Origin of the sequence: Acinetobacter sp. UBA6526, assembly GCF_002434875.1 — a bacterium.
In the GTDB taxonomy this organism is placed as follows: domain Bacteria; phylum Pseudomonadota; class Gammaproteobacteria; order Pseudomonadales; family Moraxellaceae; genus Acinetobacter; species Acinetobacter venetianus.
In genome coordinates, this window is the sequence record NZ_DJLC01000160.1 from 1 (window position 1) to 13442 (window position 13442).

The 13442-nt window shown below is 37.7% G+C and carries 14 protein-coding genes; 8 read left to right on the forward strand and 6 right to left on the reverse strand.

Going from position 1 to position 13442, the window contains the following annotated elements:
* On the forward strand, positions 1-3357 hold a 3357-nt coding region (putA, locus tag B4237_RS10985), incomplete at its 5' end, for a trifunctional transcriptional regulator/proline dehydrogenase/L-glutamate gamma-semialdehyde dehydrogenase (RefSeq protein ID WP_286943093.1).
* Between the two features lie 97 nt (positions 3358-3454).
* Here putA and B4237_RS10990 read toward each other — a convergent pair.
* Entirely contained in the window at positions 3455-3715 is a 261-nt protein-coding gene (locus B4237_RS10990; protein ID WP_278595698.1) for a DUF2164 domain-containing protein, read from the reverse strand.
* Positions 3716-3893: 178 nt separating this feature from the next.
* On the opposite strand from B4237_RS10990, the gene B4237_RS10995 reads away from it, so the two are divergent.
* The 3 genes from B4237_RS10995 to B4237_RS11005 all read left to right on the forward strand — a co-directional run bounded on the left by B4237_RS10995 (position 3894) and on the right by B4237_RS11005 (position 6040).
* Entirely contained in the window at positions 3894-4373 is a 480-nt protein-coding gene (locus B4237_RS10995) for a GrpB family protein (RefSeq protein WP_278595699.1), read from the forward strand.
* Positions 4374-4466: 93 nt separating this feature from the next.
* Positions 4467-5552: a tRNA (uridine(54)-C5)-methyltransferase TrmA gene (trmA, locus tag B4237_RS11000; protein ID WP_278595700.1), complete on the forward strand. Its 1086-nt coding sequence runs from the start codon at positions 4467-4469 to the stop codon at positions 5550-5552.
* A 260-nt stretch (positions 5553-5812) separates the two neighbouring features.
* Positions 5813-6040: a hypothetical protein gene (locus tag B4237_RS11005; RefSeq protein WP_004879177.1), complete on the forward strand. Its 228-nt coding sequence runs from the start codon at positions 5813-5815 to the stop codon at positions 6038-6040.
* 43 nt (positions 6041-6083) lie between these two features.
* Here B4237_RS11005 and B4237_RS11010 read toward each other — a convergent pair whose 3' ends face one another.
* Positions 6084-6818: a phosphodiester glycosidase family protein gene (locus B4237_RS11010; RefSeq protein WP_278595747.1), complete on the reverse strand. Its 735-nt coding sequence runs from the start codon at positions 6816-6818 to the stop codon at positions 6084-6086.
* 172 nt (positions 6819-6990) lie between these two features.
* Here B4237_RS11010 and B4237_RS11015 point away from each other — a divergent pair, with 172 nt between their 5' ends.
* Positions 6991-7524 (forward strand): lecithin retinol acyltransferase family protein, encoded by a 534-nt coding sequence (locus B4237_RS11015; RefSeq protein WP_061516899.1) that lies wholly within the window; start codon positions 6991-6993, stop codon positions 7522-7524.
* A 28-nt stretch (positions 7525-7552) separates the two neighbouring features.
* On the opposite strand, the gene B4237_RS11020 is transcribed toward B4237_RS11015, so the two are convergent.
* Complete coding sequence (locus tag B4237_RS11020) at positions 7553-8014, reverse strand: nucleoside deaminase (protein ID WP_278595701.1); 462 nt, start codon at positions 8012-8014, stop codon at positions 7553-7555.
* 332 nt (positions 8015-8346) lie between these two features.
* On the opposite strand from B4237_RS11020, the gene B4237_RS11025 reads away from it, so the two are divergent.
* Complete coding sequence (locus tag B4237_RS11025; protein ID WP_004915387.1) at positions 8347-8604, forward strand: YjhX family toxin; 258 nt, start codon at positions 8347-8349, stop codon at positions 8602-8604.
* 78 nt (positions 8605-8682) lie between these two features.
* Complete coding sequence (locus tag B4237_RS11030; protein ID WP_278595702.1) at positions 8683-9189, forward strand: GNAT family N-acetyltransferase; 507 nt, start codon at positions 8683-8685, stop codon at positions 9187-9189.
* An 81-nt stretch (positions 9190-9270) separates the two neighbouring features.
* Here B4237_RS11030 and B4237_RS11035 read toward each other — a convergent pair whose 3' ends face one another.
* Complete coding sequence (locus B4237_RS11035) at positions 9271-9849, reverse strand: YceI family protein (RefSeq protein ID WP_023013265.1); 579 nt, start codon at positions 9847-9849, stop codon at positions 9271-9273.
* Between the two features lie 222 nt (positions 9850-10071).
* On the opposite strand from B4237_RS11035, the gene B4237_RS11040 reads away from it, so the two are divergent.
* Positions 10072-10482, forward strand: a complete 411-nt coding sequence (locus B4237_RS11040; protein WP_061524477.1) for an OsmC family protein — start codon at positions 10072-10074, stop codon at positions 10480-10482.
* A 214-nt stretch (positions 10483-10696) separates the two neighbouring features.
* Here B4237_RS11040 and B4237_RS11045 read toward each other — a convergent pair whose 3' ends face one another.
* Positions 10697-11119 (reverse strand): Imm44 family immunity protein, encoded by a 423-nt coding sequence (locus B4237_RS11045; RefSeq protein WP_236766764.1) that lies wholly within the window; start codon positions 11117-11119, stop codon positions 10697-10699.
* Between the two features lie 92 nt (positions 11120-11211).
* Entirely contained in the window at positions 11212-13200 is a 1989-nt protein-coding gene (tkt, locus tag B4237_RS11050; protein WP_278595703.1) for a transketolase, read from the reverse strand.
* Between the last annotated feature and the right edge of the window lie 242 nt (positions 13201-13442).

Below are 13442 nucleotides of genomic sequence, written 5' to 3' on the forward strand. Positions count from 1 at the left end.
GGCCAAAGTAGCCTCATGTTCGTCAATGCTGCTGCTTGGGGCTTAATGCTTACTGGCAAGTTAATGGAAACGCCTAAGCAAACCAGTTTATCAAGCGTATTGACAGGTCTTCTCGCACGCAGTGGTCGCGGCATCATTCGTAAAGCCGTTGATGTAGCTATGCGTATGATGGGTGAACAATTCGTTACTGGCGAAACCATCGAAGAAGCACTTGAACATGCTAAACCACTTGAGCACAAAGGCTTCCGCTACTCGTACGATATGCTTGGTGAAGCTGCGCTGACTGACCATGATGCTGAGCGTTATTATAACGACTACACTCAAGCCATTCATGCCATTGGTAAAGCATCTAATGGTCGTGGTGTTTACGAAGGCCCGGGTATCTCAATCAAACTTTCTGCATTGCACCCACGTTACCAACGTGCGCAAATAGATCGTGTTCACAACGAACTTTATAACAAAGTTTATGAACTGGCGTGTTTAGCTAAACACTATGACATCGGTTTAAATATCGATGCAGAAGAGTCAGAACGTCTTGAAATTTCTCTAGAGTTACTAGAGCGTCTTTGCTTCGAACCAAAACTTGCTGACTGGAAAGGTATCGGCTTCGTTATTCAAGCTTATCAAAAACGCTGCTTCTTCGTTGTAGATTACATCGTTGATCTTGCGAAACGTAGTAACAAACGTTTAATGATCCGTTTGGTGAAAGGTGCATACTGGGATAGCGAAATCAAGAAAGCGCAAATCGACGGTATGACAGACTACCCTGTGTTTACTCGTAAAGTTCACACTGACTTGTCTTACATTGCATGTGCGAAAAAATTACTTGCTGCACCTGATCAAGTGTATCCGCAGTTCGCAACACATAACGCCCAATCGCTTGCAACGATCTACAACCTTGCTGATCCAAGCAAATATTACCCAGGTCAATATGAATTCCAATGCTTACACGGTATGGGTGAGCCATTGTATGAACAAGTTGTAGGTTCAAAAGAAGATAAAAAATTGGGGATTCCTTGCCGCGTTTACGCGCCTGTAGGTAACCATGAAACCTTATTGGCTTATCTTGTTCGCCGTTTACTTGAAAATGGTGCGAATACATCATTCGTAAACCGTATTGCAGATAAGACTTTGAAGGTTGAAGATCTAATTCAATCTCCAATCAAAGATATTCAAACTGCTGCGAAAGATGAAGGTCAGCTCGGATTAAAACATCCTGCAATTCCTCTTCCGCACAACTTATATCCATTACGTCCAAACTCAAATGGCTTTGATTTAAACAATGATCAACCATTAACAGATTTAGACAAAACGGCTCAACAATTACGTAACCGTGTTTGGAACAGCGCGCCTTTACTTGGTTTCGAATCTACAGTTCATCCAGAAAGCAATGCTCTTGCAATTACAAACCCTGCACAAAACAGTGAAATCGTGGGTTATGTCAATGAAGCAACAAGTGCTGACGTACAACTTGCATTAGAATCAGCGGTACAAGCGCAACAAACTTGGGCGATGACAGACAAATTCGAGCGTGCCGCTTGTTTAAAACGTGCTGCTGATTTGATGGAATCTCGTATTCAAGAACTTATGGTTTTACTTTGCCGTGAAAGTGGTAAAACCTATGCCAATGCGATTGCAGAAGTTCGTGAGGCTGTTGACTTCTTACGTTACTACGCAACACAAATTGAAAACTTACCAGCAAACGCACAAGTTAAACCATTGGGTACAGTGTTGTGTATCAGTCCATGGAACTTCCCTCTTGCGATTTTCTCTGGTCAGATTGCAGCAGCGTTAGTAAGCGGTAACTGTGTTATTGCAAAACCAGCTGAGCAAACACCACTTATCGCAGCTCAAGCAGTACAAATGCTTTGGGAAGCTGGTGTTCCACATGGTGCAGTACAACTTCTACCGGGTCGTGGTGAAACAGTTGGCGCTCAACTAAGCCAAGATGATCGTATTCAAGGCATTATGTTTACTGGTTCTACAGAAGTTGCAAAAATCTTGCAAAAAACTGTAGCAAAACGCTTATCACCAAATGGTCAACCAATTCCGTTAATTGCGGAAACGGGTGGTCAAAACGCTATGATCGTTGACTCATCAGCTTTAACCGAACAAGTTGTATTAGACGTTGTAAGCTCAGCATTTGATAGTGCTGGTCAACGTTGTTCTGCACTTCGTATTTTATGTGTACAACAAGACAGTGCAGCGACAGTCGTTAAGATGTTGAAAGGTGCAATGCAGCAATTGATCGTTGGCAATCCAGCAATCTTAAAAACTGACATTGGTCCTGTTATCGATCAAGAAGCAAAACAGACGATTGATAATCATATTCAAAAGATGAAATCTAAGGGCTACCCTGTTCATCAATTGATGTTCAATGATGCTGCAAGCCAACAAGCACTTGCACAAGGTACTTTCGTTCCGCCTACAGCGATCGAACTTCCAAACCTTGATGATCTTGAACGTGAAGTATTTGGTCCTGTGTTGCACATCATCACGTATAAATACGGTGAACTTGAGCAACTGATCGATCGCATCAATGCCAAAGGTTATGGCTTAACAATGGGTCTTCATACTCGTATTGATGAAACGATTAATACAGTCATTCAACGTGCAGAAGTGGGTAACTTGTATATTAACCGCAACATCGTTGGTGCAGTTGTTGGTGTACAACCATTTGGTGGTGAAGGCTTATCTGGTACTGGTCCAAAAGCAGGTGGTCCTCTTTATATGTACCGTTTGATGGAACATTGTTCTGAAAAAGTTTTAGCAACACCATTTGCTGTTAAATCTGAACTCTCTCAGTTGAATGCAGTCTCAAATGTTGCATATCAAAACTTATTAACTTGGGCGCAAAAACATATGGCTCAAGCAATTCCAGAAACTCCAGCATTCGGTGTTGGCAAATTCTACGAGTTGCAAGGCCCTACTGGTGAGAGCAACCAATACATCATCTTACCTCGCCATCGTGTGCTTTCAATTGCAAACGATGAACGTGGTCAATTGCAACAACTCCTCGCAGTTTTTGCAGTAGGTAGTTCAGCAGCTGTGCTAAAAGACAATATGTTCTTAGCAAAACATCAAGCTTCATTACCTAAAGAAGTTTTAGCGGCGATCAAAGTTATTTCTAATGTTGAAACTGATCAGTTTGATGCTGTACTTCATCATGGTTCTGTTGAGCAATTAACAGATCTTCAAAACAAAATTGCGAACCGTTCTGGAGCAATCGTGGGCATTACTCATCTTCAAACAGATGAGCAGATTCCTTTAGAACGTCTAGTCATTGAACGCGCTATTAGCGTAAATACTGCTGCTGCCGGTGGTAATGCGAGTTTAATGACTTTATCTGAAGACTAATTAAGTCTTCAATCTCCCAGCCCGAATCATGTTCTACATGGTTCGGGTTTTTCATTTTTAGAGATTATTGTCCCAGAGTAAAGTACCTTTTCAGCATTCAAGCTTTTGACTTTTCTTTGGTTAAAACAAAAAGGTCATCATTTAAATAAGCAAAACGCTCTGCCAACCATTCATGTGTATCATTCAAAGCTTGGTTGTAAAAATAAGGCCCGAACTCCTCAACAATAAAGTCCAATAAAAACTGTGCAGGTAAATTCCCTAAATCTAGATCTAACTCTTTCAGCGCATATTTTTTCAATGCGTGCAGCAATTGCTCACGAGTTAACTCATCAAATTCAATAATTTTCTTTTTCACCATGAGTTTATCTCTCATCTCGTCCAAATATAATTACAGTTAATTTAACAGCATAGTGCATTCACATAACGTCGTAAAATGACGCATAAACCTATTCTTTTCTTATTTTTTAATAATATGTGTGTTCAAAACTAGGTACATAACTTGCTGCATTTTTATATAAATTTTTAGAGTAAGAATAATGCAGTTTTTTCCAGCAACTGAATATCAGCAAAATGCTACTGAGCTTTTCGAAAAATATAAAAATGAAATACTTTCGCTAACCCCAAATGCGATTGTTGAACATATTGGTTCTTCAGCAATCCCTCATGCAATTTCAAAGGGTGACTTAGATATTTATATAGAGGTGCCCGCTCAGCAATTTTCACGAACAATAGAGCAACTTAAAACATTAAGATTTAAAGAAAAACTCAATACTTTACGCACTGATGAACTGTGTATGCTTGAAAGCCAAGCATCTGATGAGGATGTTGCCTTCCAAATAGTAGTCACTGGATCAAAATTTACTAATTTTCTCATTTTTAGAGATCGCTTGAGGAATTCAGCTCAGCTAGTACACCAATATAATGAGTTAAAACAAAACTGTATGGGCTTATCGCCAGATGAATATCGACAAATCAAAGCTGAATTTATTGATCAAGTTTTAAGTACGAATCTATGAGATAAACATATGAATTTGATAATTTCCATCCACCTCATACGCCTTTTTTGATACCATGCCTTGTTTAAATTTCACCTATAGTTTTCATTATTTATGACTGTATCTTACCAACAGCAACTTCAAGAGAAAGTTGAACGAATTACCGCACAATTTGCACCGTTCAATCCCCCAGCTTTAGAAGTGTTTCAATCACCAGAACAACATTTCCGTATGCGTGCTGAGTTTCGTATCTGGCACACTGAAGAAGATTTGTTCTATGCAATGTTTGAACGTGCTGAAGACGGTAAGCAAAAACAAGTCATTCGTGTAGATGAGTTTCCAATCGCAGATCGTCACATTAATGATTTAATGCCACGCTTATTAGAAGAATTAAAAGCAAACCCTATTTTATCTCAGCGTATTTTTGAAGCTGATTTTCTCTCGACACTAAGTGGAGAAATGCTTGTCACGCTGATTTATCACCGGAAATTAGATACTGAATGGGAAATTGCAGCAAAAGCACTTGCAGAAAAGCTGAATATTAAAATTATGGGCCGTAGTCGCGGTCAAAAAGTGATTATTGGTGACGACTACGTGGTTGAACAACTTAATGTTCATGGTCGTACATTTAAATACAAACAAATTGAAAGTAGCTTTACTCAGCCAAATGCGCAAGTGTGCCAACATATGCTTGAATGGGCATGTGATGCAGCTGAAGGAGCTCAAAAAGATTTACTGGAGTTGTACTGTGGAAATGGGAATTTCACCCTACCACTCTCATTAAAATTCAAACGTGTACTTGCGACTGAGCTTGCAAAATCATCTGTTTACGCCGCGCAATGGAATATCGAACAGAACCAAATCGAAAATATTCAAGTTGCACGCTTATCTGCTGAGGAATTCACGCAAGCCTATCAAGGTGAGCGTGAATTTAGGCGTTTACAAGAAGCAGAGATCGACATCAAAAGTTATGCGTTCGATACTGTTTTTGTCGATCCACCGCGTGCGGGGATTGATGATGAAACGCTTAAACTACTACAAGGCTTTGAACGTATTATCTATATCTCATGTAACCCAGACACGCTACATGATAACTTAGGGACACTTGCACAAACGCATCACATCACAAAGTTTGCTATGTTTGACCAGTTCCCTTTTACTCATCATGTTGAATCTGGTGTTTTACTTGAAAAGATTTAAACAAATTATTTCAACGTAAATTTTATATATAAAGGGTTGCAATAACCCTTTATTTTTTCAGCAAGTTTAAATATTAAATCCGAGTAAAAAAGTCATATATATCAAAGATCAAGTCATCAAATCGTCATAATTTCGTTTATCTTCCAATTGTTTATCGAAAAAATTGAAGTTTGATTGCTGCTTTTATCACTTTAGCTGACTTGTTTTTTATTTTAAAGCGGCTATATTTCGATCTATGTTAGTTTGTAAATGAAGGCTCTATGAGTTTTTGGCAAAAAATGTTCAGTGCAGATCAACAGTATAACGAACAGAAGAATCAAACTTCTTGCGTTGAAAATGATTGTTCTTGCAAATCAAATGAACAACTATTGGATGCTTTAGTAAAAGCAACTGATGAAGATGTCATTAAAGGCATCAAGAAAGTACTGATTTCTCGCGGCTACAGCCGCAAAGAGTTACTGGCGATGATCAATCCACCAGTACAATAAGAAAGAAAGCCCTAATCTCTCCTTGAAAGATTGGGGCTTTTTACTATTTACAGGCTTTTCTATCTATTTCCGCAACAATTGGCCCTAAATTCGTTCTTTTATCATGTCGTTTAGTTTCATCTAAATATAAGCTTGAAATCGAACCATCCAAATACAAAGCTTGATCAATCTGCAATTGCTGTTTAAAAAATTGGGCAAACTGATAAAAACTCACCCTCTGTTGTGAAATCACAAAATACAATTGATTATCTTTGATTCCTACACCATTTCTGATTTTTAAAGAATTTGATTTTGGCAAAAATTGGGAGTTGATCTTTCCATGATTGATTAACATTGGCCCTGATTGTGTCGCAAAAAGCGCCCTAAATTTACTTTTCTTATAATCTGCCGTGGTTTGAATTACAGCATTTTGATGATTCCATGCCAGTACGCCATTTGGTTGCATAAAGAAGTTCCCAAAACCAGTATTCTCATTTAACTGAGATGTTTGCTTGGCTTGCTCTACATACAAACCCACAGGCTGATAGTCCACATGATACATTCCTGCATTCATTGCAAAATTCATTTGAGCACAAGCTGGAAGATTTGCTTGAAGACGAGAAAAATTATGATAATAACGATCTGAATTTTTATCTTTTAAAAATAATTCTAACTGATCTAGTTTTTCAACTTTAATCACGTCATACGTGATCTGATCGACCTGAATACTTTGATATTGTGCTGCATGTAATTCAGCTACCGAGTACATTGATAAAAAAGCTAAAAGCCAAATCTTCATCGTCATTTTATATATGAAGCCAATTTTTATTATTTTCACATAGCAAAAGCATTCGCCAAAACAGCAGATACAAACTCAACACATAATCATAGGATTCAATGCCTAAATATGCTCGATTGATTCATTATTTTTCACTAAAATAACACTGTAAATACAATATTTTTGTATCAGCATGCAGCAAAAACATCAACGCTTTCCTCTTGGCGCACACCTGATCGTTAAACACTTTGGTTATAGCCATCATGGAATTTATGCAGGTCGTGGACGGGTCATCCATTACTCAGGTTTTGCTCATATTTTCAAAAAGCATCCGATTGAAATGACCACGATCCAACGTTTCGCACGTGGAAAAACGATCTACACAAGAGACTACCAATCACCACGCTACAAAGCAAAGGCTGTTGTTCGGCGTATGCGCTCACGTATGCATGAAAACCATTACCATCTGATTATTAATAATTGTGAACATCTCTGTACGTGGGCAATCACAGGTATTGAATCCAGTACTCAAGTTGAACGGATGCAACGACGTTTGGCAACAATCGGTTATGTCAGCTCAATTATGAGCTATATGAATAGTATTATGCTTACGGTTGCTACAGCATGTTTTGCTATCGTGTTGTACATCAAAATCATGCTCCGTCGTCAAGCCAAGAAATCCACACCTGCATATTTATTACTGAAAGAAAAACAGACTAAAAAGTGATAACAGCAAGATTTAAGTACACATAAAGTTATTTCTCTTGATAGCTTTGCCATACTTTATATAGATCTAAGTTCTGCAACGGCGTAATTTGCTTAAATGCCAATCCCTCTTGTTTTTCAGGCGGCATTCTCAGCATTTCTGCAATTTTAGCTGTCGATAATGAAAATGGTTCTGCATCAGCATTGGAAAATGCATAACGCACTTGGTTAATTCCTGCCATACGCATCGCAGCTAAACACATCGGACAAGGCTGCCCACTTGCATAGACGATACAATCTTCTAAATTAGGATTACCTAAAGTTTTGCCTGCTTCACACAATGCCAATAGCTCTGCATGTGCTGTAGGATCATTGGTTAATTTGATTTGGTTGACACCTGTAGCAATGATTTCACCATTTCTCACAACCAATGCGGCAAAAGGTCTACCACCTGATTTTGCATTTTCTAATGCTAAATCTACTGCTTTCTGTATAAACAGTTGATCATCCATCTTCGTCTTACCTTAATAATAAAATTCAAGCTATATGTTTAAAGGCTTTTAATAAATAATGCTTTTATTATAAATTGATCAAGAAAATCAGACTACACATGATCATAACCCATTACAAATAAAGTAAAATTCACATAATCCTTTACTTTAAATATAAGCACCTATATATTCACATCATATATTTCATATCCAATCTACATTGAGGATTTTATGTTGGAGATAGCAGTAATCTGATAACCATATTTCAATGAAAATTTGAAATGGGTTATCAACGCGAATTTTCAGGCTGCATGCCTATCTTTGCTTTTGATTACTTATATCAGGATTCCAACATGAACCTATCCAAGTCTGAACAACGGACTTTACACGTCTTAGCCAAAGGCGGAAAAATCGTAAAACTCAAAAATGAATCTGGACAACTCATCGCTGTAGAATGCTATAGCCGTGAAGGTTTTGTTTTATCTGATTGCACTCTCGATGTTTTTCGAAAACTTAAAAAGAAACGATTGATCAAATCACAGGAAGGACAACCCTATCAAATCAATTTGAATGGGCTTAGAAACGTACGACCTCAACTCGATAATCAATAAACATCCTTAACAATCATCTGATGAAGCAGCAACATACTTTTGCTTCGTCAGTTATTTAAAAACATGCAGGCAATTAAAATGAATATTCAAATCCGTGATGAACAAGATACTGACATCCAAGCAATTTTTGATTTAACCAAAGCAGCATTTAATGATGAAGAACACTCTAGCCACACAGAGCAATTTATCGTAAATGCGCTTAGAGCAACCAAACAACTTACTGTCTCTTTAGTTGCTGAAACTCAAGGCAAAATCGTTGGTCATATTGCCTTTTCACCTGTCTCAATTTCCGATGGTACGACAGACTGGTATGGCTTAGGTCCTATTTCAGTTATTCCTGAATATCAAAGAAAAGGTATAGGCTCTGAACTTATGAAAGAAGGTTTGAATAGAATCAAGGCACTAAATGCAAAAGGATGCGTATTACTCGGTGATCCTAATTATTATGGAAAATTTGGGTTTAAGGCAGATGCTAATTTGATCTTAGAAGGTGTTCCAGCAGAGTATTTTCAAATTCTTGCTTTTACCGACCATATACCAAGTGGCTATGTCATCTATTCAGATGCATTTAATGTAACATCATAGTTATTCGCTTTAATGACATTATAAATAAAAAAGCTCACGAATATTCATCGTGAGCTTTTTTCACATTTAAGTGTATAACTATTACTTCGCTACTGTTGCTTCAGTCGTAATATTTACAGTGATCTTATCGCCAACGTTTGGTACATAGTTTCCGATACCAAATGCAGAACGATCAAATGAAGTTGTTGCATTAAATCCAATCGCAGGTACTTTTGCCATTGGGTGCTCACCCTGCTTATTCAATACTGCATCCAATACAACTGGCTTAGTAATACCCTTAACAGTTAAGTCACCTGTGATTTTAAAATGCTTTTTATCTTTGGTTTCTACTTTAGTACTTTTAAAGGTAATGTTTGGGTACTTAGCTGCATTAAACCAAGCTTCTTCTTGGAACTCTTTATCTAAGGCAGCTACGTTAGTATTTACACTGCTTAAAGGAATTGTCACTTCTACTGATGAATTTGCAGGTTTCGCATTATCAACTTTAATCACACCTTGAATATCAGTGAAGTTAGCGCTTGGTGTAGAAAAGCCAAAGTGATTCCAACTAAATACTGTTGCTGTATGTGTTGGATCAATTTTATAGTCTACTGGCGCAGCTAATGTTACAGAACTTGCTAAAGCGAATGCTAAACCGAGACTTAATGTTTTGAATTGCATTTTTGGTATCCTTGTTTGATATGAGTATTAGTGTATACATCAAGTATTTTTATTCACTATTCTTTATAAAACGATATGTTTCATCGGTGCAACAATAAAAGTATTACGCAGCCCAGCTAAACAACATATGATTAGACTATTCGGTACTACACAGTCAGTAGTGAACACTGCATGATTAGGTACAATCATTTTTATTTTTAAAGATAAACAATAAGGTAAAACATGACTCATTCAGCACAAGCATTAAGTACAGCAACTCCCTATCGTGTAACACTTACAGATACTTCTGGTCATACATGGTATGCAGATGAGCCTATGGACAAAGGTGGGCAAGATACTGCACCAAATCCAATACAGCTTGTTCTTTCCGCTCTTGGCGCATGTACCACAATTACGCTAGAAATGTATGCCAATCATAAAGGAATTAAGCTTGAGCATGTTCAAGTCAATTTAGCACTAAATCCAAATGGTGATCCTGAATCAGGACAAAATAATATTGAACGCAAAATTATCTTAAAAGGTGAATTTACTGAAGATCAACATAAACGATTACTCAAAGTTGCTGAGAGCTGCCCTGTTCATAAATTACTAACTTCTAATATTTCGATTCAAACTGAACTGAGTGTAGGTTAAGTCTATATCACTACATCAAAGTTATTTTTCTATATAAAAATATGCCCATAGAATTTTTAGTTTGATAACTGATATTTCTATGGGCTGGTAATTGTGAGCTTATTTAGTTTTACTGAAAATTCAGAAAGGTATATTGCAATAATTATAAATACACTTTTCAATATTTAGTCAAACAGATCAGAAATCAATTTAAGATTAAATATTTACAATAATTTTATAGCCAACCCTCATTTCGTGCAACATCTAAAGCATCAGATCTAAGTCGCTCTAATTCCTCATAATTATGATCATCCAATTTTGGTTTTACTTTTTCAAACTTTTCTTTAAGTAAATCCAAACTTCTCATCAGCATTACAAAAATTAGTTTTTGACGACCTAAGTCATCTGTTGTATTGAATACACTAGGATCTATCTTTAAACGAAAATCCATACTTCTTTTTTTTACAGAATATTTGACTCGCTCACCAAAATCATTTGGTCCCATCATTACCGTAATACAATCCCAACTATCTAAAGGCAAATCATATGACTTATTTTTTAACTCTTTCTTAAGTATTTCTTCCACATAGTTTCGAGCTAATTGTAATCGAGTAAGTTGCTCCTCATTTAATACTTCTTTACTTGATTCACTACTCATCCATATTTGCATATTCAGCCCTTATTGATTCCATTTAATCGTCATAAAAAAAGCGCCCTAATCAGGACGCTTTTTTATACCACTTAATTCAATTAAGCAGTCAATTCTTTAACAGCAGCAACAACCGCTTCAGTCGTAATACCGAAGAATTGGAACAAGTCTTTTGCTGGTGCAGATTCGCCGTAAGTGGTCATACCTATCACTTTGCCGTCTAAACCAACAAATTTCCACCAGTAGTCTACATGAGCCGCTTCAACTGCAACACGCGCACGAATCTGTGCAGGTAATACCGCTTCACGATATGCAGCATCTTGCTTCATGAATTCTTCAGCACATGGCATAGACACAACACGCACACCTTCAAGTTGTGAATATGCTTCCATTGCCAATGAAACTTCTGAACCTGTTGCAATGATGATTGCCTTCAATTCACCTTTCTCTTCAGCAAGTACATAACCACCTTTTGCAACGTTTTGAATTTGAGCTTCATTACGCGCTTGGAATGGTAAGTTTTGACGAGAGAAGATTAACGCTGATGGGCCATCTTTACGTTGAAGTGCAGACTTCCAAGAAACAGCTGCTTCAACTGTGTCACATGGACGCCAAGTATTTAAGTTTGGTGTACCGCGTAACGATGCAATTTGTTCAATTGGTTGATGCGTAGGACCATCTTCACCTAAACCAATCGAGTCATGTGTATAAACATGAATCACACGTTGCTTCATTAATGCAGACATACGTACTGCATTACGCGCATATTCCATAAACATCAAGAATGTTGCAACGTAAGGAACGAAACCACCGTGTAAAGCCACACCATTCGCAATTGCAGTCATACCGAATTCACGAACACCGTAATACACGTAGTTGCCCGCTGGATTTTCTTGTACACCTTGGCAACCTTTCCAAAGTGTTAAGTTAGAACCCGCCAAGTCAGCAGAACCACCTAATAATTCAGGCAGTAATGGACCAAATGCTTGTAATGTATTTTGGCTTGCTTTACGTGTAGCAATGGTTTCAGCTTTAGCATTTGTTTCAGCAATGAAAGCATCTGCTTGTGCAGCAAATTCCGCTGGTAAGTCGCCATTGATACGGCGTAATAATTCAGCCGCTTCAGTTGGATATTTTGCTTTGTATTGAGCAAACAATTCATTCCACGCTGCTTCAGAGGTTTGACCTTTTGCTTTTGCATCCCAAGCTGCATATACATCTTCAGGGATAACAAATGAATCTTCTTTCCAACCTAATGCTTCACGAGTTAAAACGATTTCGTCTTTACCCAATGGCGCACCATGGCAATCTTCTTTACCTTGTTTGTTTGGTGAACCTAGACCGATAATCGTTTTACAGATAATAATTGTTGGCTTATTAGTTTCAGCTTTTGCTTCTACAGTCGCTTGGCGAATTGCATCTGCATCATGACCATCTACACGCAGTACTTGCCAACCATAAGCGTTGAAACGTTGCTCAGTGTCATCACTGAACCAACCTTCTACTTCACCATCAATCGAGATACCGTTGTCATCATAATAAACAACAAGCTTACCAAGACCTAAAGTACCTGCAAGCGAACATACTTCGTGAGAAATACCTTCCATTAAGCAGCCATCACCCAAGAAACAATAAGTGAAGTGATCAACAACGTTTAAGTCATCTTTGTTGAACTGAGCAGCTAATGTTTTTTCAGCTAAAGCGAAGCCAACAGCATTAGCGATACCTTGACCTAATGGACCTGTCGTTGTTTCGATACCCGGTGCGTAACCATATTCTGGGTGACCTGGTGTTTTAGAATGTAACTGACGGAATTGCTTTAAATCTTCAATAGATAAGTCATAACCCGTTAAATGCAATAAAGCATATTGCAACATAGAACCATGACCATTTGACAATACAAAGCGGTCGCGGTTCGCCCATTGTGGGTTTGTTGGGTTATGATTTAAAAACTCACGCCATACGACGTCAGCGATATCTGCCATCCCCATTGGTGCACCTGGATGCCCTGAGTTTGCCTGTTGCACAGCATCCATTGCCAAGACACGAATTGCGTTAGCAATACGACGTTCATTTAAAGGGGTTGTCATAAGTCAGAATCCGATTAAATCAATGTGATAAAGAAGACGAGAAATCATCTTTCAAAAATTGAGACTATTGTCTTAAAAAAACGACATGGGGTAAAGTCTAATACACGATATTTCTTATATTTCGATCATTCATTTTCAATTATGTGAACAAATGTTCACAGCGTAAGCAAAAGTAAATATCTCAGGTTCGTAAAATCTATTCGCTTATTCAGAAAAATATTAAAAATCAATCCTCACATATA